Annotated in this window: 18 protein-coding genes and 1 tRNA gene; 8 read left to right on the top strand and 11 right to left on the bottom strand. The window is 73.2% G+C overall.

The window, feature by feature from the left end; all coding sequences use genetic code 11:
• The first annotated feature begins 12 nt into the window (after positions 1-12).
• Complete coding sequence (locus ACRQ4B_RS12645) at positions 13-909, top strand: siderophore-interacting protein (protein ID WP_439691769.1); 897 nt, start codon at positions 13-15, stop codon at positions 907-909.
• Positions 906-1,712, top strand: a complete 807-nt coding sequence (locus tag ACRQ4B_RS12640; protein WP_439691768.1) for an ABC transporter ATP-binding protein — start codon at positions 906-908, stop codon at positions 1,710-1,712. Before ACRQ4B_RS12645 ends, ACRQ4B_RS12640 begins: the two co-directional genes overlap by 4 nt.
• A 120-nt stretch (positions 1,713-1,832) precedes the next feature.
• Here the strand turns inward: ACRQ4B_RS12640 and ACRQ4B_RS12635 are convergent, their stop codons facing one another.
• The 5 genes from ACRQ4B_RS12635 to ACRQ4B_RS12615 all read right to left on the bottom strand — a co-directional run bounded on the left by ACRQ4B_RS12635 (position 1,833) and on the right by ACRQ4B_RS12615 (position 7,315).
• Entirely contained in the window at positions 1,833-2,189 is a 357-nt protein-coding gene (locus tag ACRQ4B_RS12635; protein WP_439691767.1) for a Fe-S oxidoreductase, read from the bottom strand.
• A 2-nt stretch (positions 2,190-2,191) separates the two neighbouring features.
• The gene (locus tag ACRQ4B_RS12630; protein WP_439691766.1) at positions 2,192-3,595 is read right to left on the bottom strand and encodes a dihydrolipoyl dehydrogenase family protein; all 1,404 of its coding nucleotides are present in this window, start codon (positions 3,593-3,595) and stop codon (positions 2,192-2,194) included.
• A 65-nt stretch (positions 3,596-3,660) separates the two neighbouring features.
• Positions 3,661-4,482 (bottom strand): arginase family protein, encoded by an 822-nt coding sequence (locus ACRQ4B_RS12625; RefSeq protein WP_439691765.1) that lies wholly within the window; start codon positions 4,480-4,482, stop codon positions 3,661-3,663.
• 44 nt (positions 4,483-4,526) lie between these two features.
• On the bottom strand, positions 4,527-5,252 hold the full coding sequence (locus ACRQ4B_RS12620; protein WP_439691764.1) for a PspA/IM30 family protein: 726 nt from the start codon (positions 5,250-5,252) through the stop codon (positions 4,527-4,529).
• Between the two features lie 68 nt (positions 5,253-5,320).
• Complete coding sequence (locus ACRQ4B_RS12615) at positions 5,321-7,315, bottom strand: TPM domain-containing protein (protein ID WP_439691763.1); 1,995 nt, start codon at positions 7,313-7,315, stop codon at positions 5,321-5,323.
• Between the two features lie 208 nt (positions 7,316-7,523).
• Here ACRQ4B_RS12615 and ACRQ4B_RS12610 point away from each other — a divergent pair, with 208 nt between their 5' ends.
• Together ACRQ4B_RS12610 and ACRQ4B_RS12605 are read left to right on the top strand one after the other, a co-directional pair.
• Complete coding sequence (locus ACRQ4B_RS12610) at positions 7,524-7,727, top strand: hypothetical protein (RefSeq protein WP_022905704.1); 204 nt, start codon at positions 7,524-7,526, stop codon at positions 7,725-7,727.
• Between the two features lie 22 nt (positions 7,728-7,749).
• On the top strand, positions 7,750-8,340 hold the full coding sequence (locus tag ACRQ4B_RS12605; protein ID WP_439691762.1) for a 4'-phosphopantetheinyl transferase family protein: 591 nt from the start codon (positions 7,750-7,752) through the stop codon (positions 8,338-8,340).
• Here the strand turns inward: ACRQ4B_RS12605 and map are convergent.
• A complete protein-coding gene (gene map, locus ACRQ4B_RS12600) occupies positions 8,300-9,067 on the bottom strand; it encodes a type I methionyl aminopeptidase (protein ID WP_439691761.1) in 768 nt (255 codons plus the stop codon). The genes ACRQ4B_RS12605 and map overlap by 41 nt on opposite strands.
• Before the next feature lie 31 nt (positions 9,068-9,098).
• On the opposite strand from map, the gene ACRQ4B_RS12595 reads away from it, so the two are divergent.
• Positions 9,099-9,368, top strand: a complete 270-nt coding sequence (locus tag ACRQ4B_RS12595) for a helix-turn-helix domain-containing protein (RefSeq protein ID WP_439691760.1) — start codon at positions 9,099-9,101, stop codon at positions 9,366-9,368.
• A 24-nt stretch (positions 9,369-9,392) separates the two neighbouring features.
• Here the strand turns inward: ACRQ4B_RS12595 and ACRQ4B_RS12590 are convergent, their stop codons facing one another.
• From ACRQ4B_RS12590 to ACRQ4B_RS12570, 5 genes are all read right to left on the bottom strand, one after another.
• A complete protein-coding gene (locus tag ACRQ4B_RS12590) occupies positions 9,393-10,724 on the bottom strand; it encodes a M1 family metallopeptidase (protein ID WP_439691759.1) in 1,332 nt (443 codons plus the stop codon).
• Positions 10,721-14,656, bottom strand: coding sequence for a Pls/PosA family non-ribosomal peptide synthetase (locus tag ACRQ4B_RS12585; RefSeq protein ID WP_439691758.1), 3,936 nt, complete (start codon positions 14,654-14,656; stop codon positions 10,721-10,723). Before ACRQ4B_RS12585 ends, ACRQ4B_RS12590 begins: the two co-directional genes overlap by 4 nt.
• A gap of 44 nt (positions 14,657-14,700) precedes the next feature.
• Complete coding sequence (locus tag ACRQ4B_RS12580; RefSeq protein ID WP_439691757.1) at positions 14,701-15,759, bottom strand: Gfo/Idh/MocA family protein; 1,059 nt, start codon at positions 15,757-15,759, stop codon at positions 14,701-14,703.
• Positions 15,760-16,027: 268 nt separating this feature from the next.
• Positions 16,028-16,099 (bottom strand) — tRNA-Arg (locus ACRQ4B_RS12575).
• Between the two features lie 126 nt (positions 16,100-16,225).
• On the bottom strand, positions 16,226-16,804 hold the full coding sequence (locus ACRQ4B_RS12570) for a hypothetical protein (protein WP_439691756.1): 579 nt from the start codon (positions 16,802-16,804) through the stop codon (positions 16,226-16,228).
• A gap of 71 nt (positions 16,805-16,875) precedes the next feature.
• On the opposite strand from ACRQ4B_RS12570, the gene argS reads away from it, so the two are divergent.
• From argS to lysA, 3 genes are all read left to right on the top strand, one after another.
• Positions 16,876-18,546: an arginine--tRNA ligase gene (gene argS, locus ACRQ4B_RS12565; RefSeq protein ID WP_439691755.1), complete on the top strand. Its 1,671-nt coding sequence runs from the start codon at positions 16,876-16,878 to the stop codon at positions 18,544-18,546.
• Between the two features lie 162 nt (positions 18,547-18,708).
• Complete coding sequence (locus ACRQ4B_RS12560) at positions 18,709-19,464, top strand: LmeA family phospholipid-binding protein (RefSeq protein ID WP_439691754.1); 756 nt, start codon at positions 18,709-18,711, stop codon at positions 19,462-19,464.
• A 58-nt stretch (positions 19,465-19,522) separates the two neighbouring features.
• Positions 19,523-20,929 (top strand): diaminopimelate decarboxylase, encoded by a 1,407-nt coding sequence (gene lysA, locus ACRQ4B_RS12555; RefSeq protein WP_439691753.1) that lies wholly within the window; start codon positions 19,523-19,525, stop codon positions 20,927-20,929.
• The last annotated feature ends 38 nt before the right edge of the window (positions 20,930-20,967 follow it).

Genomic DNA, 20,967 nt, shown 5'->3' with positions numbered 1-20,967 from the left:
ATACTCGGAGGCGTGGCAGCCCGGTACCGTGTCTTCTCCGTCCGCGTGGCCGCCGTCACGTCGCTCACCCCGAGTTTCGTCCGGGTGACCCTGACGGGCGACGCCCTCGCCGAGTTCTCCGCCGTGGGGCTCGACCAGCGGATCAAGGTCGTGCTGCCGATCCCCGGCCACGGGTTCACCGACCTGCCCGACGGTGAGGACTGGTACGCCGCCTGGCGTGCCCTGCCGGACGCGGTCCGGAACCCGCTGCGCACCTACACGGTCCGCTCGTTCCGGCCGGACGCCCGCGAGCTCGACATCGACTTCGTCGCCCACGGCGACACCGGACCGGCGTCGCGCTGGGTCACCTCCTGCCGCGTCGGCGAGGAGCTCCGGATCGTCGGACCCGCCGTGCCCGAATCGCCCGCGGAGCTCCCGACCGGTGCCGCCGAGTTCGACCCGGGTGCCGCGAACCGCATCCTGCTCGCCGGCGACGAGACCGCCGCGCCGGCCATCTGCGCCATCCTCGAGGCCCTGGACGTCTCCACCGTCGGGCACGTCTTCATCGAGGTGCCCACCGACGCCGACCGGCTGCCCGTGTCCGCACCCGCCGGGGTCGAGGTGCGCTGGATCGCCCGGAACGGTGCCTCGCACGGCGTCCGGATGACCGACCAGGTGCACGCGTGGGCCTCGGCGATCGCCGCGGGCCCGGCGTGCGGGGACGGCCAGGCACTGGCGGACGTGGACGTCGACGAGCAGGTGCTGTGGGACATCCCGTCCTCGGAGGCGCCCCGCCCGGTCTACGCGTGGATCGCGGGCGAGGCCGGTTGCGTCAAGGAACTCCGTCGGCACCTCGTGCGGGGCGTCGGCCTGGACCGCGAGCAGGTCGCGTTCATGGGGTACTGGCGGCACGGCAAGGCCGAGCAGTGAGCGGTGTCACCCCGGTCCCGGGCACGGCGCTCGGGGCCCGCGGCCTGACGCTGGCCTACGACGACCGCGTCGTGGTTGACGGACTCGACGTCGACGTCCCGGACGGTGAGCTCACCGTCATCGTCGGTCCGAACGCCTGCGGCAAGTCGACGTTGCTGAAGTCCTTCGCCCGGACGCTCCGGCCGAGTGCGGGCACGGTGTACCTCGACGGGGCGCCGATCTCGTCGATGCACCCGAAGGCCGTCGCACGTCGGATCGGCATGCTCCCGCAGACACCGATCGCGCCGGACGGCATCACCGTGCGGGACCTGGTGTCCCGCGGACGGTTCCCGCACCAGGGCCTGCTGCACCCGTCATCCGGGTCGGACCGGGTCGCCGTGCAGGCCGCGCTCGAGCAGACGTCGACCGTCTCGCTCGCTGACCGCAGCGTGGACGAGCTGTCCGGCGGGCAGCGGCAGCGCGTGTGGATCGCGATGGTGCTCGCGCAGGAGACCGACATCGTCCTGCTCGACGAGCCCACCACGTTCCTCGACATCGCACACCAGTACGACGTGCTCGAGCTCGCCTCTGCCCTGCACGCCGCGGGGCGGACGGTGGTCGCGGTCCTGCACGACCTCAACCAGGCCGCACGGTACGCCACGCACGTGATCGCGATGCGCAGCGGGTCGATCGTCGCCGCGGGGCCGCCGGCCTCGGTCCTGACGGCCGACCTCGTCGAGGACGTCTTCGGGCTGCCGTGCGTGGTCGTTCCCGATCCGGAGACGGGCACGCCCCTCGTCATCCCACGGCGAAGCGCCGCCTGACGCCCGGCGCCACCCGGCTCCGTCCGGCTCCGCCCGACGCCGTCCGGCTCCGCCGAGATCGCACTCCGGCGCCCGGCGCGCGCGGGGGACCGGCACGGAACGCGATCTCGACGTCCCGGGTCAGCGGTAGTTGCCGTCCTCCAGGCCCGCCTCGATCTCGAACCGGTTCCGCAGCGGATCCCGTCCGGCCAGGGCGTACACGACCGGCATGAGCATGCCGTACCGCCGCCACTGGTCGACGTGCACCCGCTCGTGCCGGAGCACCCGGTCGCCGTCGTTGTCCCGTGTCAGGTAGACCGATCCGACGCAGGTCCCGCCGCGCCGGAACACCCAGCGCGGCAGCCCCGAGCAGACGACCAGGCCGTCGACGACGCGCACCCTCCCGGTGGACAGCGGCACGCCGACGGCGAGACCGACCGCGGTCGCGAACGCCCACCCCGCCCGGGACACGGGGGAGTCGAGGAAGGGGTTCCGCACCGCTACTCCGGGCGTCCGTACGTCTCGAGCAGGCGCAGCCAGACCTCGTTCATCGTCGGGTAGGCCGGGACGGCGTGCCAGAGCCGGTCGATCGGCACCTCGCCGACGACGGCGATCGTCGCCGCGTGCAGCATCTCGGCGACGTCCTGCCCGACGAACGTGACGCCGACCACGACGCCGCGGTCCTCGTCGACGACCATCTTCGCCCGACCGGTGTACCCGTCGGCCTGCAGCGACGCACCCGCGACGTTGCCGAGTTCGTACTCGACGGCGCGGATGTTCAGGCCCTGCTCGCGGGCCTTGGCCTCGGTGAGGCCGACGCTCGCGACCTCCGGGTCGGTGAACGTCACCTGCGGCACCGCGGCGTGGTCGGCCGTGGCGACGTGCGCACCCCACGGCTCGGTGTGCAGCGGGGTGCCCTGGTGGCGTGCCGCGATCGCCTCGCCGGCGGCACGGGCCTGGTACTTGCCTTGGTGCGTGAGGAGGGCGCGGTGGTTGGCGTCGCCGACGGCGTAGAGCCAGTCGGTGCCCTGGACGAGCATCGTGTCGTCGACCTGCAGCCAGTCGCCCGGGGTCAGTCCGACGGACTCGAGCCCGAGGTCCTTCGTGTGGGCGGTGCGGCCGGTGGCGGCGAGGACCTCGCTCGTGACCACGGTGGTGCCGTCGTCGAGGGTGGTCGTGACGAGGCCGTGCTCGTCGCGGTCGACGCGCGTCGGGTTCACGCCGGTGCGGACGTCGACGCCGAGTTCGCGGAGTGCGTCGGCGACGAGCTCGCCCGCGAAGGGCTCCATGCCGCCGAGGAGTCCGTGCCGGGCGACGAGCGTCACCTTCGCGCCGAGGGACGCCCACGCGGTCGCGAGCTCGGACCCGGCGACGCCGCCGCCGATCACGAGCAGGCTCTCGGGGACCTGCTGGGCGCTCGTGCCCTCGCGGGTGCCCCAGGGCTTCGCGTCCGCCAGACCGGGGACGTCGGGGAGGGCGTGCAACGAACCCGTGACCACGGCGATCCCGGCGGCGGCGGTGTAGGTCGTCCCGTCGACCTCGAGGGTCTTCTCGCCGGTGATCCGGGCGTGTCCGCGGATGAGGTCGATGTCAGCGGACTCGAGCCAGGACACCTGCCCGTCGTCCTTCCAGTCCGAGGTGAACGAGTTGCGGCGGGCGAGGACGTGTGCCGCGTCGAGGTCGCCCGTGACGGCCTGCTCCGCACCGTCGAGCCGCTTGGCCGCCGCGAGGGCGTGTCCACTGCGCAGGAGCGCCTTCGACGGCATGCAGGCCCAGTACGAGCACTCCCCGCCGACGAGTTCGGCCTCCACGATCGCGACCGAGAGGCCGCGCTTCTTGGCGTAGTCCGCCACGTTCTCGCCGACAGCGCCGGCGCCGATCACGATGAGGTCGTAGTCCGTCATGCGGCCGAGCGTACGCGCGGCGGCATGGACGGCGCCGGGCGGGGTGCGTCCCCCGGACTCGTCGGTCAGGCGGTCCGGGAGGCGCTGGTCAGTGCACCGACGGCGCGGAGGATCACGCCGAGGTCGTCGACCGCTCGGTCCGGGTCGACCGGCGCGAACCCGGTGAGCGCGGCGCCGGCGAGTCGTCGCCCGCGCGTGGCTGCCTGGATGCGTTCGACGAGCCCGGCGCCGTCGAGGCCGAAGGGCACGGGTTCGAGCAACCCGTCGACCTCGGACGGGTCCAGGACGTCGAGGTCGACGTGCACGAACACGGCGTCGGCCCGGGTGGCGTCCACCGCGGCGGCGATCGCGTCGGGGGTCGCGGCGTCGACGTCGAGGTGCACGATGCCGGCCCGCTCGAGCGCGTGCTGCTCGGCGTCCTCGACGCCGCGGACCCCGGCGACGACGATCGAGCTCGCGGGGATCGTCGGGAGGGCGGGGAAGAGGTCGTCCGGTCGGTCGACGAGGATCCGGAGCACCGCCGTCTCGGCGGCGACCGGTTGCGCACGGTTCAGTGCCCGGAAGCCGCTCGACCCCGCGATCCGCACGAAGGCGGTGCTCGGGTCGAGACCGACCGTCGCGCCGAGCACGCTCGCGCCGTCGCCGCCCACGACGAGGACGGGCTCGCTCGCCACACCGGTCTCCTCGGCCACCCGGTCGGCGACCGCGAGCACCGAGGTGTACCGGGCGACGGCGGTCTCGAGCCGGTCTCCTGCGCCGGTGGGGACGTCGACCACGGTGGTCGACGCACGGGGGAGGTCGGCCGCGATGGCCGTCGCCCCGTCTCCGAGACGCATCGCACGGGACGACGCCGAACCCTGCCACTGACCGACCACGAGGAACTGCATCGTCTCAGTCTGTCAGGTGGGGTCCGGCATCGCCCACGGGTGCGTCAGAGGCTCGGTGAACCGCCGGACTTCAGCGCGGCGAGCCGTGCCTCGACCTCGGCGTCCTTGCCCACGTCCTCGAGCGACTCGAACTGCGAGTCGAGGCTCGACGACTGCAGCTCCTGCTGACCGAGCACCTTCGCCTCTTCGCGACGGACCTTCTCCTCGAAGCGGCCGAGGTCGCTCGTCGGGTCGAGCACGTCGATGTTCCCGAGCGCGTCGTTGACCTTGGACTGGGCCTCGGCCGTCTTGGAGCGGGCGACGAGGTTGTCGCGCTTCGAGCGGAGCTCCTCGAGCTTCTGCTCCATGCCCGCGAGCCCGGCCTTGAGCTTGTCGACGGCCTCGTTCTGGGACGCGAGGTTCGGCTCGGCGTCCTTGACCTCCTGCTCGGCGGCGATCTGCTTGCCGATGGCGATCTTGGCGAGGTTGTCGAACTTGTCCGCCTCGGCGGTCTTGCCCTCGGCGCGGTACTTGTCCGCGGCGACCGACGCGTTCGCGGCCTTCTGGCCCCACTCGGTCGCGGCCTTCTTGTCCTCCTCGTGGTCCTGCTCGAGCAGGCGCACGTTGCCGATCGTCTGCGCGATCGCGGTCTTGGCGTCCGCGATGTTGTTCGTGTAGTCCCGCACGAGCTGGTCGAGCATCTTCTGCGGGTCTTCCGCGTTGTCGATGAGCTGGTTGATGTTCGCCCGGACGAGGGTCGAGATGCGACCGAAGATCGTCTGCTTTGCCATTGCTGTTCCCTTTCCTGGAGGTCTGTCTGGTGCTGCTGGTCTGGTGGTGCCGTGGGTGGACCTGCGGGTCAGAAGCGGCCGCCGCCGGAGAACCCGCCTCCGCCGCCTCCGCCGCCACCCCCGCCGAAGCCGCCCCCGCCACCGCCGAAGCCGCCGCCCCCGAAGGAGCCGCCGCCGAAGCTGCCGCCACGGCCACCGAGCAGGCCGCCGAGGACGATGCCCGTCACGAGTCCGCCGAGCTGCGCGCCGTTCCCGCCGCCGCCCCCGTACCCGCCGCCGCCCCAGCCGCCCATGTCGTCGTTGGCGGAGTCCATCGCGGCGGCGGCGTACTGCTCCGCCGCCCGGGCCGCCTGGAGCGCCTGGCCGGGGTCGGTCGTGGCGAGCTGCACGGCGTCGTCCAGGGCGCGTTCGGCCTCGGACAACCGGGTGCGGGCAGTGGGCCCGACCCCGCCGCGGTGCAGCGAGATGAACTCTCGCGCCTGGCTGATGCGGTTGCGGGCGTCCCGGAGGGCGTCGTCGAGGGCCCGGGCCGCGCGTTGCTGCTGCTCGGCCGCACCCCGTGCCGTGGCGATGGCCTGGTCGATCTCGGTGTTCGCCTTCGTGAGTGCGTCGACCGCGGCGATCGGGTCCTTCGGGTCGAGTCCCTGCCGGAGGACGGTCTCGGCGCGGGTCACCGCGGCGGCGAGGTCCGGGCCACCGGTGGTGAGGGTGCGTGCCGCGGCGACGTCGCCCTCGATGTCGACCCGCATCGCCTCGGCGCGTGCGGTGGCCTCGCGGAACGTCGACTCGGCGGCCGTGGCGCTCGAGGTGAGCTGCTGCACCTGGGCGAGGGCGTGCTGGGCGTCGCGCACCGCGATGACCGCCTCACCCTTGTCGCCCGCGGCGATCGCGTCGGTGGCCGCCTGCGACCGCTCGGTCGCGTAGGCGAGCACCTGGTGTGCCTGGTCGACGTTGTCGGCAACGGTCGCCAGGGTGCGCCCGGTGTAGGAGGACCGGACCCGCTCGAGGGCCGCGCCCGCCTCGCTCACGGTCGCCGGGGCGGCCGAGACGGCCTGGGCGAGCGCCACGGCGGCCTCGTCGACGCCGTCCTCGAGCGAACGGAGCTCGTCGAACGACTCGGTCTGCTCCTCGATCGAGGCGTGTGCCTGCTCGCAGATCGCGATGATCTGGTTCGCCCAGTCGGCGCGCTGCTGCGGGGTGTCCGGGATCTCGTCGTCCAGCTGCTGCTGGAACGTGAAGGCCTTGCGCACGGACTGCTGGGCTGCCGCGACGGCGTCGGCGAAGGGCTTCGCGGCGTCGGCACCGAACTGCGCGGTGGCGAAGCCGACCTCCTGCTCGGCGGTGCGGAGTTCGTCGTCGATGGTGACGAGGGCCCCGCCGGCGTTCCGTTCGAGGTCGGCGAGCGAGGCCTCCTGCGCCTTGGTCGCCGCGGCGGTCCGACGCTTGTTGCGGGTCCGGACGACCAGGACGGCGACGACGGCCACTACCACGACGACGAGCAGCAGGATCCACAGCCAGGTCAGGTTCGGCGGGGCCTGCGTCGCGGCCAGTCCGTTCGCGAAGGCGAGTGCGGCACCGGCCCAGTCGCCCTGCTTCAGGGCGGGCACCGCGTCGTCGTTGTACGCGGACTCGGCGTCGCTCGACGAGATCGCCGTCTCGTTCGTCTGCTGGACGTCGGCGATCCGGTCGTCGACCGCGATCGAGAGCACGATGCTGTCGGTGTCGATCTGGTTCCGCTGCATCGTGGCGTCGCCCCACGCGGCGTGTTCGGACGGGTCCGTGAACGTCGGCACGAACACGACGTAGAGCTGCGTCTGGGTCTCGTCGTAGAGCTCCTTGATCGCGCGCTCGATCTCGGACTGCTGCGAGGAGCTCAGGACGTTCGCGTCGTCGAGCACGTAGGCGCCGCCGAGGTCCACCGGAGCGGTCGCGCGTGCGGTGGCCGCCGGAGCCAGCACGAGGAACACGGCGAGCAGCGCTGCGACGATGCGGCCGAGCAGTCGCCGTGTCCCCCTGTCCGTGCGCGTCCCACCCGTGGTCGATCCGCCCTGGACCGCTCGCATCCGTCCTCCGTCCGTCGCCGTGGTCGACGTCCCGAGCACCCCCGGAACCGCGCCACGGAGCGCTGTTGCCCGGAGTCTATCCACGCTGCGCACCGCCCGGACAGACTCGGGGAGAACCCTCGTGGAACACCCGTCCTGTCAGGAGTTGTCCCCCGGTCAGGGGTATGCTCGGGGCGCGTTCGACGACGAACGAGACAGGGGAACAGCAATGGAGCGAACAACCAGCACCGAGGTCGTCCCACTCGAGGACGGCTACCACCGCGTGTCGACGCCGGCGAGCGGCGTGATCGGGTTCGTGCGCGAGCACGACGGTCGCTACGAGGTGCTCCGCGGTCGCGTCCGGCAGGCGACCCGGTCCGAGGGGCTCTACAGCACGATGAACGTCGCGCTCATCGCGCTGACCCACGCCTGATCCACGCACGTAGGCTCACTGCGTGAGTCTGCCGCGCCTCCCGTCCGTCGTCGTGACGCTCGTGACACCGGGGGCGACCGTCGCGGCCGACCGGGAGGCACTGCTCGCCGCCGTCGCGTCGGCGACGGGCGTCGACGTCGCGGCTGTGCGCGCGGGGCGCGTCTGTCCGCGCTGCGGCGGGACCGACCACGGCCGTCCGTGGGCGACGGTCGACGGCTCCGCCGTCGGCGTGAGCCTCGCCCGCACCACCGGTGTCGTCGCGTTGGCCGTCGGCCCCGGCGAGCTGGGCGTCGACGTCGAAGGCGTCGCCCGCGTTGCGGCGCACCCGCTCGACGCCTTCACCGAGCGGGAACTCGACCGGGCTGCCGGCGACCCCCGGAGGATCGCGGCGCTCTGGGCGGCGAAGGAAGCCGTCCTGAAGCGCGACGGCCGCGCGCTGCGGGTGGACCCGCGCTCGGTCGAGGTCGACCCCGACCGGTCCGTCGCCGTGCTGGACGGCGTGGAGCAGGCGGTGACGGTGCTGTTCCCGGAGCCCGACACCGTGCTCGCCGTCGCGTCCGACGGCGTGCCGGTCACCGTGGCAGGGTCAGCACCTCGACGCCGTCCTCGGTGATCGCGACGGTGTGCTCCGTGTGCGCCGTACGGCCGCCCGTCGCGCTGCGGAGCGTCCACCCGTCCGGGTCGGTGACGAGCACGTCGGTGTCCGCCATGACCCACGGCTCGAGCGCGAGGAGCAGGCCGGGACGCAGGGTGTACCCGCGACCGGGGCGGCCGGTGTTCGACACGTGCGGGTCCTGGTGCATGGTCGATCCGATGCCGTGGCCGCCGAACTCGACGTTGACGGGGTAGCCGGCTCCTTCGAGCACCGTCCCGATGGCGTGCGAGAGGTCCCCGGTCCGGACGCCCGGCCGGGCGACCGCGATGGCCGCGGCCAGTGCGCGTTCGGTGGCGTCGATGAGGGACAGGTCCGCCGGGTCGGGCGTGCCGACCACGAAGCTGATCGCCGCGTCGGCCGCGATGCCGTCCAGCGACACCGCGAGGTCGAGGGTCAGCAGGTCGCCGTCGGCGAGGCTGCGGTCGTGGGGGAGTCCGTGCAGGACGGCGTCGTTCACCGCGGTGCAGACGTGGTGACCGAAGGGGCCGCGGCCGAAGGACGGTGCGTAGTCGACGTAGCAGGACTCGGCGCCGGCGTCCGCGATCATCGTCCGCGCCCACTCGTCGATCTCGAGCAGGTTGGTGCCGACCCGGACGCGGTCGCGCAGCGTCTGCAGGATGGTGCCGACGAGGGCGCCCGTGGCGCGTGCCCGCTCGACCTCGGCCGGGGTGAGGATCTCGATCACGGGATGATCGTACCGGTATTAGTATCGGAGCATGGTCCGTCTCCCGCTCCGCCCCGACGAGGTCGCCCGTGGTCGTCGCCTCGGTGCCCTGCTCCGCCGTGCCCGTGGTCCGCGATCGATCCTCGAGACGGCGCTCGACGCCGGGATCTCCCCGGAGACGCTGCGCAAGATCGAGACCGGGCGCATCGCGACGCCCGCGTTCGCCACGATCGCGTCGGTCGCCGGGGTCGTCGGCCTGTCCCTCGACGCGGTCTGGGTTGAGGTGTGCGCGGAGCCCGACACGCTCGACGTCGCCGGCTGACCCGTTCGACGTTCCCTCGCAGCGTCAGGGCAGCTCGGGGACGCCCGGCTCGTCGATCCACGGTGCGGTGACCGCGCGGACGCGGGACACGTCCACGCCGGACGCGTCCGCGAACGCGTCGAGGACGTCGTCCGGCAGCACCGAACCGTGCCGGTGTCGGTCGGAGACCGTCCGGAGGCCGGCGAAGAACGCGTCGTCCCCGAACGTCCGGCGAACGGCGTGCAGGGCGAGGGCGCCGCGCTTGTAGACCCGGTCGTCGAACATGTCCTTCGCTCCGGGGTCCGCGACGACGAGGTCCTGCGGCTGCTCGAGGAGCCCGTCGCGGTACCCGGCAGCGAGCTCGTCCGCGGACGCACCACCGCGGTGCTCCGACCAGAGCCACTCCGCGTAGCAGGCGAAGCCCTCGTGCAGCCAGATGTCCCGCCACCGGGTGACCGTCACCGAGTTGCCGAACCACTGGTGGGCGAGCTCGTGCGCGATGAGGCGGTCGGTCCCGTGTGCACCGTCGACGTGGTTCCGCCCGAAGACCGCGAGACCGTGCGCCTCGAGCGGGATCTCCAGCTCGTCGTCGGTGACCACCACGCCGTACGCGGAGAACGGGTACGGCCCGAACCGCGCGGTGTACAGCGCGATCATGTCCGGGACCCGGCCGAAGTCGGTCCGGGCGGCGGCGGCGAGGTCCGCGGGGTGGTGCAGCGTCACCGGCACGTCCGAGCCGCGGAGCGTGGTGGTGCGGTACCGGCCGATCTGCACGGTCGCCAGGTAGGTCGCCATCGGGTCGGTGGTGGCGTAGGTCCACGTGGTGCCGGCTCGTGCCCGCTCCTTGCCGAGCAGCTCACCGTTGGCCAGGACGTCGTACGCCGCCTCGGCGGTGATCTCGAACCGGTAGGTCGCCTTGTCGTCCGGGCGGTCGTTGCACGGGAACCACGACGGCGCACCGGTCGGCTGCGCGGCCACGATGACGCCGTCCGTCAGCTCCTCCCAGCCGATCTGCCCCCAGGGACTCCGCAGCGGGTGCGGGGTGCCGCGGTACCGGACGTGGACGGTGAACTCCGACCCCGCGGCGACCGGCTCGGTCGGGGTCACGGTCAGCTTGTGCGTCGCGGACGAGGTCTTCTTCGCCCGCCGACCGTCGACGTCGACCCGGTCCACGCTGAGCCCGTGCAGGTCGAGCACGATCCGGTCGAGGTCGGTCTGCGCCCGCCCGGTCACGGTCGCGGTGCCGTCGAGCCGGTTCGTCGCGACGCGGTACTCCAGGCGGAGGTCGTAGTGCCGGGCGCTCCACCGCCGGTCGCCGCTGTGCGGGGCGTACGGGTCGGCGTCGGTGTTCGTCGCGGCGGGATTCGTCAGCTTCACGGTACCGGCAAGTCTGCCACGGGGACGCGTTCCGGGAGGCGCTGTGCGGGGACCGGCGGTGCCGATGTCCACGGAGCGATCGGGTTGCCCGCCCAGTGCGTCCCGCCGGGCACCTGCTCGCCGCGCATCACCAGCGAGGCCGGACCCACCGTGCCGCCCGGCCCGATGCCGGCCGCGGGCAGGACCACGCTGTGCGGCCCGAGCGTCGCACCGGCGTCGAGCCGGACGGCGTCGAGTTGCATGACCCGGTCGTGGAACAGGTGCGTCTGCACGACGGTGCCGCGCGCCACCGAGGCCCCGGCGCCGACGGTCACGAGGTCGGCCTCGGGAAGCCAGTACGTCTCCAGCCAGGTGCCGCGACCGATCGTCGCGCCGAGGCTCCGCAGCCAGGCCGCGAGCGCCGGTGTCCCGGTCGCCTGCTCCGCGAACCACGGCCGGGCGACGGTCTCCACGAAGGTGTCCTGCACCTCGTTGCGCCACACGAACGACGACCACAGCGGGTGCTCGGTCGCGGTGATCCGGCCGACGAACACCCACTTCGCGGCCGTCGACACCACGGCGGCAACCGCGCCCGCCACGATGAGCACCGGACCGGCGAGCAGCACCGTCCAGCCGAGGCCGACCGCCGTCCACAGCGCGAGGAGCGCCGCCGCCACCCCGAGGGCCACACCTGCGGACACCATCGGGGCGAGCAGCCGCAGCAGCTCCCAGCAGCCACGGGCGACCTTCAGCGAGCGGGGCGGCCGGAACGTGCGCTCCTCGTCGAACTCCGCCGTGGCACGACGCAGCCGGACCGGGGGCGACCCGAGCCACGACGAGCCACGCTTGGCCTTCTTCGGCACCGCGGACAGCACCGCCACCAGCGCCTCGCGCGGAACCGACCGGCCGGCACCCGTCATGCCGCTGTTGCCGAGGAACGCCCGGCGCCCCACCTTCGACCGGCCGATCCGCACCCGGCCGCCGCCGAGCTCGTACGTGGCCACCATCGTGTCGTCGGCCAGGAACGCCCCCGACGCGATCTGCGTCAACGCCGGGATGAGCAGGACCGTCGAGATCTCCGTGTTCCGACCGACGCGGGCACCGAGCAGCCGCAGCCACACCGGTGTCACGAGCGACGCGTACACGGGGAACAGCAGCGTGCGTGCCGCGTCCAGGATCCGTTCCGTCGTCCACACCTGCCAGCCGATCCGCGAGCGCACCGGGTGACGGCCCTCCGTCAGCCCGACCCCGAGCAACCGCACGGCGCCGACGACCAGGCCCGCGTACACGATCCCGGCGACCACCGTCGCCAGCGGGACCCACGCCAGCGCCGTGAGCACCGCCTCGCCGAGCGTGGCCGCACGACCCACGAACGCCCACAGCAGGCCGACCCCGGCCGCCGCACCGACCACCGGCAACCCGGCCACGGCCACCGAACCCGCCCCGTACGCCACCAGCCACCGTCGTCGCGACGGGGGACGCGCCTCCCGGCCGTGCCGAGCCGACCCGACGCGCTCCGCCGGGGACCCCGCCCAACGCTCCCCGTCCGGGACCCGGTCCTCGACCGCGGACCCCGCCTCCACCTCGGCGCCCACGCCCACGTGCGCGCCCGGCAGCATCGTCGACCGGCTGTGCACCACCGCGTCCTCGTCGATCCGGACCCTGCCCAGCCGGAACACGTCCCCGTCCAGCCAGTGCCCCGCGAGGTCCACCTCGGGCTCGATCGACGCGCGCTTGCCGATCGTCAGCATCCCGGTGACCGGCGGCAGCGTGTGCAGGTCGACGTCCTTGCCGATCCGCGCACCCAACGCCCGGGCGTAGTAGCTGATCCACGGCGCCCCCGCCGTCGACGGGCCGTCCACCGCCTCGGCCAGCCGCTCCGCCAACCACACCCGCACGTGCACCGACCCGCCCCGGGGGTGGTCACCCGGACGGACACCGAGCAGCACGAGCCGCACCAGGACGACGGTCACCGCCATCTTGCCGACCGGCGTCACGAACAGCAGCAGCGCGAGGACCAGCACCGGCCACGGCAGCACCGGCAGGAACGGCAGGGTCGTCGCGTGCAGCACCGCGGCCACGGTCGCCGTCCAGGTCAGCACCCGCAGCCCGCGCAGCACCTGCACCGGCAGCCCGAGCAGCGTCATCACCAGTCCCGTCGCCGGCGGGACCGGGCGGACGTCGCGGGGGACCGACACCACCGGGCCGGAGTCGTCCAGCGCGTCGGCCAGCGCCCCGATCCGCGGGTGGTCGTACACGTCCGCGACGGTCGTCGACGGGAACCGCTCCCGGATCGCGGAGACCAGCTGAGCGGCCGTCAACGACCCGCCGCCGTGCGCGAAGAAGTCGTCGTCGACGCTCGCCACGGGCACCCCGAGGATCGCCGACCACCGCTCCGCGATCCACGCCACCGTGTCCGGCAGCAGCGCCGCGTCCGAGGTCCCCGGCAGCGGCCAGGGGAGCGCCGCCCGGTCGACCTTCCCCGAGGTCCGCGTCGGCAAGGAGTCCACCACCGCGAGCAGCGGCACGAGCGCCGCGGGCAGCTCCGCACGCAGCCGTGCGTTCGCGGCCGTCACGTCGACCGTCGCACCGGTGACCGGAGCCACGTAGCCGACCAGCACCTGGTTGCCCGCGGGGGTCCGCTGCACCACGGCCGCGCCGCCCGCGACGTCGTCGAGCGCCTGCAGCGCCGCATCCACCTCGCCCAGCTCGATCCGCCGACCGCCGAGCTTCACCTGGTCGTCCGCGCGCCCCTGGAACACCAGTCCCTCGGGGTCGTACCGCACCAGGTCACCGCTCCGGTACGCCCGCTCCCACCCGAGCTCCGGGAACGGCGCGTACTTCTCCGCGTCCTTCGCCGGATCCAGGTACCGCCCCAGACCCACCCCGCCGATCACGAGCTCCCCGACACCACCCGGCTCGACCCGCTGCCCGGCAGCGTCCACGACCGCGAGGTCCCAGCCGTCCAACGGCAGACCGATCCGGATCGGCGCGCTCCCGTCAAGCAGGGCCCCGCACGCCACCACCGTGGCCTCGGTCGGCCCGTACGTGTTCCAGACCTCACGATCCCGGCTCGCGATGCGCGCGGCCAGCTCCGGCGGGCACGCCTCGCCGCCGAAGATCACCAACCGGACCTGCTCCAGCGCGTCGTCCGGCCACAGCGCCGCGAGCGTCGGGACCGTGGACACGACCGTGATGCCGTGCGCGATGAGCCACGGCCCGAGGTCCACACCCGTGCGCACCAGCGACCGCGGCGCCGGCACCAGGCACGCCCCGTGTCCCCATGCCGACCACATCTCCTCGCAGGACGCGTCGAACGCCACGCTCAGCCCGGCCAGCACCCGGTCGCCCGGACCGATCGGCGCCGCCTGCAGGAACATCCGCGCCTCGGCGTCCACGAACGCCGCCGCGGACCGGTGCGTCACCGCGACGCCCTTCGGCACCCCGGTGGAGCCCGACGTGAAGATGATCCACGCGTCGTCGTCCGTGCTCGGTGCGACGGCGCCCGCCGCGGGCTCGACGACGGGGGAGGACTCGGCATCCGGCGCTCCGTCGCGACGGAGGACCCCACCGGCACCGATCACCCCGACCACACCGGCCTCGCCGAAGACGAGCGCCGCCCGCTCCTCGGGGTCGTCGGCGTCCACCGGGACGTAGGCGGCACCGGCCGCGAGCACCGCCAGGATCGACACGTACAGGTCGCGACCGCCGGAGGGGATCCGCACGCCGACCCGGTCACCGCGCCGGACCCCGCGACGGGCGAGGTCGTCGGCCTGCTCGTGCACGGAACGCAGCAGCGTGGCGTAGTCGATCGTCCCGGCCGGGTCCTCGAGCGCGAGGGCGTCGGGATGATCCTCAGCCGTGGCCGTGAGGACGTCGAGCAGTGTCCGCGGTGCCGGTGCGTGCTCGGCGCGGGCGAGTTCGTGCTGCAGGTTCCCGGTGGCGGTGGTCATCGAGTCCTCTTCCCGGTCGTGTGCGGGACGACCGGCCCGTGATCCTAGGGGGTCGACGTGACGCGTTCGGAAACACCCGGTGCCGCGGTCGGGCCGAGTGCGGTCCGCGCCGCGTCGAGTGCCGACGCGATGCCGATGGAGTCGTCGAGGGAGTGCAGCGGCGACTCCGTCCGGCCGTCCGCGACGTACTGCGCCAGCGCTGCCGTCTGCCAGACCAGCCCCTGCCGGCCGCGCAGGCCGCTCGGGTCCTCCCAGTGCGTCGCGTCGGCTCCGTGGTGCAGGGCGAAGGACGCCGGGAACACGAAGTGGTCGGTGTACCGCACCGTGGCCCGGCTGCCGGCGATGACCGCCAGTCCGGGCGTCCACGCCGTCATCGACGTGGTCACCACGGACTGCGCGCCGCCGGCGGTCTCCGACACGGTGACGGACTGGAGGTCCACCCCGCGTTCCGAGAGCGTCCCCGTCGTGCGGGTGGTCACCGGGGCGCCGGTGGCGAAGCGTGCGAACCAGTGCCCGTAGACGCCGGCGTCGAGGAGCGCACCGCCTCCGGCGGCGGGGTCGAACATGCGGTCGGCCGGGTCGGGCTCGTGCGGCCAGCCGACGTCCACCGTGGCGAGCCGGACGTCGCCGAGGGCCCCGTCCGCGAGCATCCGGGCGATGACGGTGGTGCCCGGCAGGTACCGGGTCCACATGGCCTCCATCGCGAGGACCCCGGCGCCGCGGGCCGCCGCTGCGAGCGTGCGGGTGTCGGCCTCGGACGTGGTCATCGGCTTCTCGACGAGGACGTGCTTGCCGGCGGCGATGGCGAGGAGCGCGTGTTCCAGGTGCTGCGGGTGCGGGGACGCGACGTAGACGACGTCCACCGTGGGGTCTGCGACGAGGGCCTCGTACGAGTCGTGCACGCCGGGGACGCCGTGCCGTGCGGCGAAGGCGGCGGCGCGTTCGGCGGAGCGGGACCCGACGGCGACGACCCGCTGGTCCGAGTTCGCGTGCATCGTCGCGGTGAAGTCGCCCGCGATCGTCCCCGGCCCGATCACACCCCACCGGAGCGCGGGCCCGCCGCGGAGTGGCTCGACCAGTGGCTCCGGAAACGACGTCGTCATACGTCGACGCTACCCGAGCACCCCCGCGCCGCCGGAGCGCCCCCGGCGCAATCGGTCCCCGAAGCGGCGCAATCGGTCCCCGGAGCGCCCCCGGCGCAACCGTACCCCGAATCGCCCCCGGCGCAACCGGCCCCGGAGCGCCCCTGGCGCAATCGTTCCCCGGAGCGCCCCCGGCGCAACCGGCCCCGGAGGGAAGGTCGGCGAAGCCGACATCGCGCGCAGCCGACTGAGCGAAGCGAAGACGTCTGCCTGCGCGGAAATGTGCCTGTGCCCCCAGGAGGATTCGAACCTCCGCCCCTGCCTCCGGAGGGCAGTGCTCTATCCCCTGAGCTATGGGGGCTCGTGGGTGGAACCAACCGTAGCAGGTCGGCGGCGGCCCCCAGGACACCGGCCGTGCGTCGTGGCGTGTCGGGCCGGACGTCGGTGGCGGGCGTGTGGCGCGCCTCCAGGCCGGGCGGTCGTCGGGTCAGCCGGCCGGTGTCGCCGACGCGGTCGGCTGCACGACGCCCCGCACCGCGTCGATGACGGGCTGGGCGCCTCCGGGCTCGGTGAAGAGCGTCGACGACGCCGTGATCCAGTACGGGTCGGCGAACGCGTCGGCGCGGCCGACGCCGTCGGCGAGCGAGAAGTACCCCTCGACCCGGTAGGTGGGGACGGAGCCGCCTCGTTCGTAGAGGGCGTCCTTGAGGTTCGTGAGCGACTTCTCAGGCAGGTTCGCGACCGCCAGCGTGATGGTCGTGGACGCGTCGTCGGTGGCCTGCCACTGGCACGCCCGGCCGCGCTGCTGGGCGATCCGTGCGGCGGGGGATCCCTTGTCCGGCTCGTAGTCGCGAACGGGCTCGAAGGTCTTCCCGTAGACGGTGAGCGCTCCGACGGGCAGGAGGTCGGCGCAGCGCTGCGTCACGCGTTTGCCGATCGGCGCCGCGGTCGCGCTGGGGCTGGCGCCACCGCCGTCACCGCCGCCCGAGCACGCCACGAGGGCGAGGGACGCGGACACGGTGAGCACGGCGATGCTGATCGCCCGGGCACGGCTGCGGGTGGTCATCCCGCCATGATGGTGCACGGGCTCCGGCATCGGCCCGGAGCCGCCTGCGTGTCCCGGTAGACTCGATCCTCGTGACTCCTGCCGAACTCTCCGCCGCGTACCTGTCGATCCTGACCGGGATTGTCGAGCGACGAGGCGCGTCCGACACCGTGACGATCGGGGAGTCCCACGTGGCCCTCGAGCGGCCGAAGAACCGTGCGCACGGCGACTGGGCGTCGAACGCGGCGATGCAGCTCGCGAAGCGTCTCGGCACGAACCCGCGCGAGCTGGCGACGGAGATCGCCGGCGAACTGACCGAGCTGGACGGCGTGGCCTCGGTCGACGTCGCTGGCCCCGGCTTCATCAACATCACGCTCGAGGCGGCCGCCGCCGGTGAGATCGCCCGCACGATCGTCGACGCCGGCTCGGCGTTCGGCAACGGCGACCTGTACGACGGTGTGCGGATCAACCTGGAGTTCGTGTCCGCGAACCCGACCGGCCCGATCCACATGGGCGGCGTGCGCTGGGCGGCGGTCGGTGACTCGCTGGCGCGCGTGTTCCAGGCGCAGGGCGGCCTCGTCACGCGGGAGTACTACTTCAACGACCACGGCGCGCAGATCGACCGGTTCGCCCGGTCCCTCGTGGCGAGTGCGTTGGGGGAGCCCACGCCGGAGGACGGCTACGGCGGTGCCTACATCTCGGACATCGCGGCGCGGGTCATCGCCACGCTCGACCCGTCCGTCGACGTCACGAACCTGCCCCGCGACGAGGCCCAGGAGCTCTTCCGGCGCGAGGGCGTCGAGTTCATGTTCACCGACATCAAGGCCTCGCTGCACGACTTCGGCGTGGACTTCGACGTCTACTTCCACGAGAACGCCCTGCACGAGTCGAAGGCCGTCGAGCGTGCCATCGAGCGGCTGCGGTCGGCCGGCGTGATGTACGAGGCCGAGGGCGCCGAGTGGCTCCGGACGACCGACTTCGGTGACGACCGGGACCGGGTCGTCATCAAGTCCGACGGCGAACCGGCCTACATCGCCGGTGACCTGGCGTACTACCTCGACAAGCGCGAGCGGGGCTTCGAGCGCAACCTGATCATGCTCGGCGCCGACCACCACGGCTACGTCGGTCGGATGATGGCGATGTGCGCCGCGTTCGGGGACGAGCCGGGCAAGAACCTCGAGATCCTCATCGGGCAGATGGTCAACCTGCTCAAGGACGGCGAGCCGATGCGCATGTCGAAGCGTGCGGGCACGATCGTCACGATGGAGGACCTCGTCGACGCCGTCGGTGTGGACGCCGGCCGGTACTCGCTCGTCCGGTTCGCGAGCGACACCGCGATCGACATCGACCTCGACCTGCTCGTGAAGCGGACGAACGACAACCCGGTCTTCACCGTCCAGTACGCCCACGCCCGCACGCAGTCGGTGGCCCGGAACGCCGCGGCCGCCGGGGTGGACCGGTCGGCCTTCGACGCCTCGCTGCTGACGCACGACACCGAGGGTGCGCTCCTCGGGGCCCTGGCCGAGTACCCGCGCGTGGTGCGGCAGGCCGCGGAACTGCGCGAGCCGCACCGCATCGCCCGGTTCATCGAGCAGCTCGCCGGTCTGTACCACCGCTGGTACGACGCCTGCCGGGTGACCCCGCTCGGCGACGAGCCCGTGACGGACCTGCACCGCACGCGCCTCTGGCTGAACGACGCCACCGGCCAGGTCGTCCGGAACGGCCTGGGCCTGCTCGGCGTCTCCGCTCCCGAGCGCATGTAGCGCGTCGCCGGCGACTGCGCCCCGCTACGAACATCGCGCCCCGTCACGACGGGGCGCGATGTTCGTACCTGGGCGCGAACGCGGACCCGCCCGCCGGGGCCGCGCCGGGGCCGCGCCGCGCCTCCAGGCCCGCTGCCGGGACCACCTGGCATGGTGGGACTCATGTCCGTCGCCACCGAGACCCCCAGGAAGCGCCGTCGCTGGCCCGTCGTGCTCGTCGTCGTCGTGGTCGTCCTCGCCGCGCTCGTCGTGATCGCCGAGTTCGTCCTGCGCGGAGTCGTCGACCGCATCATCGCCCAGCAGGTCGAGCAGTCGCTGCCGCAGGGCGCGACCGGCGAGGTCGATGCACACGCGAACGGCATCGTGATCCCGCAGCTGCTCGGCGGGACGCTCGACGACGTCGAGATCTCCTCGAAGGAGCTCACGATCGACGGCGTGCCACTCGCCGCCGACGTCACGGCGCACGACGTCCCGATCGACGGCAAGGGCGACGTTCGCGACGTCGACGGGCACGTGACGCTCGCCGCCGGATCGGTGAAGGACCTGTCGAAGTACAGTCCGCTCTTCGACCGGCTCAGCCTGGTCGACGGCGGCGTCGAGCTCGCCGGCAAGACGGCGGTGCTCGGCTACGACATCACCTACGCGGCCAAGGGCGACGTCGTCGCGCAGGACGATGGCAAGGGCATCACGATCACCCCGAAGACGGTGCGCATCACGAACTCGGCCCTCGGGTTGAAGGTGGACTCGATCCCGGGCGTCACGAACGTGCCGGTGCAGGTCTGCACGGCGCAGTTCCTGCCGTCGCAGCTGCGCGTCCGCTCGCTCGACATCACCGCGCAGGACGCGTCGGTCCGGGTCACGGCCGACTCGCTGCCGCTCAACGAGCAGGGCCTCCAGACCGTGGGCAGGTGCTCGTAGTCGCCGGGGCGCGTAACGCGGCCGGGAGGCGCGGCTCGGCTCGGTAGGATCGGGTCCCGTGAGCGAGAACCCCCTTGCCCCGCAGCGACTGCGGTTCCCGACGGACCCCTCGGCGCTCGAGGCGCGCATCTGGCCCGCGTCGGCGACGCGGACCGACGACGGCGAGTTGGTCGTCGGCGGCGTGACGGCGTCCGACCTCGTGGCGGAGTACGGCACCCCGCTGTACGTCGTCGACGAACGGGACGTCCAGTCCCGCGCGGCGCGGGTGCGGGACGCGTTCACCGAGGCCTTCGAGCGGATCGGTACCCGGGCGCACGTCTACTACGCGGGCAAGGCCTTCCTGACGACGCAGGTCGTGGCGTGGATGGCCGCGGCGGAACTGCGGGTCGACGTCTGCACCGGCGGTGAGCTCGCGGTGGCCCTGGCCGGGGGGATCGACCCGTCGCAGCTCGGGTTCCACGGCAACGACAAGTCCGACGCCGAGATCGCACGCGCGGTCGAGGTCGGTGTGGGCACGATCGTCCTCGACAGCCACGAAGAGGTGCAGCGCGTCGCCCGTGCCGCCGCCGACGCCGGCGTCGTGCAGCGTGTGCGCATCCGGATCAACAGCGGGGTGCACGCCTCGACCCACGAGTACCTCGCCACGGCGCGCGAGGACCAGAAGTTCGGCATCCCGCTGACCGAGGCCGTGACCGCGGCCGAGGCCGTGCGCGCCGAGCCGTCGCTCGCGTTCGTCGGGCTGCACTCGCACATCGGGTCGCAGATCTTCGACGAGTCCGGCTTCCGCGAGGCAGCGCGTCGCCTGATGGACGTGCACGCCACGCTCGTCGCGGCCGGGCCGGTGCCGGAGCTGAACCTCGGCGGCGGGTGGGGCATCGACTACACCGAGGCGGACTCGGCGTTCGCACCGGAGGACGTCGCCGACGCGCTCGCCAGCATCGTCGCCGAGGCCTGCGCCGAGCGTGACATCCCGGTGCCCGAGATCGCGGTCGAGCCGGGGCGCTACATCGTCGGTCCCGCCGGCATGACGCTGTACCGGGTGGGGACGATCAAGCCCGTGTCCCTCGAACCCGGCGACGACGGCGCGTCCGCGACCCGCACCTACGTCTCCGTCGACGGCGGCATGAGCGATAACGCCCGACCCGCCCTGTACGGCGCCGACTACACCGCCCGGCTCACCCGCACCTCGGACGCGGACGCGGTCCTCACCCGCGTCGTCGGGAAGCACTGCGAGTCGGGCGACATCGTCGTGCAGGACGAGTACCTGCCCGGTGACGTGCACCGTGGCGACCTGCTCGCCGTCGCGGCGACGGGTGCCTACTGCTGGAGCCTGGCGAGCAACTACAACCACGTCGGTCGCCCGCCCGTCGTGGCCGTCGCGGACGGCACTACCCGTATCCTCGTGCGAGGCGAGTCGATCGACGACCTCCTCGCCCGCGACACCGGGGTCGTGCCCGGGGCGTGACGCCCCGCCACGACCCGCTCCCCACGAACAGGACCCGC

The sequence above is a fragment of the Curtobacterium sp. SP.BCo genome (genome assembly GCF_051903265.1).
Classification (GTDB): Bacteria; Actinomycetota; Actinomycetes; order Actinomycetales; family Microbacteriaceae; genus Curtobacterium.
The sequence above is the reverse complement of the archived record's forward strand: the minus strand, read 5'-3'. Positions and strand labels throughout refer to the sequence as shown.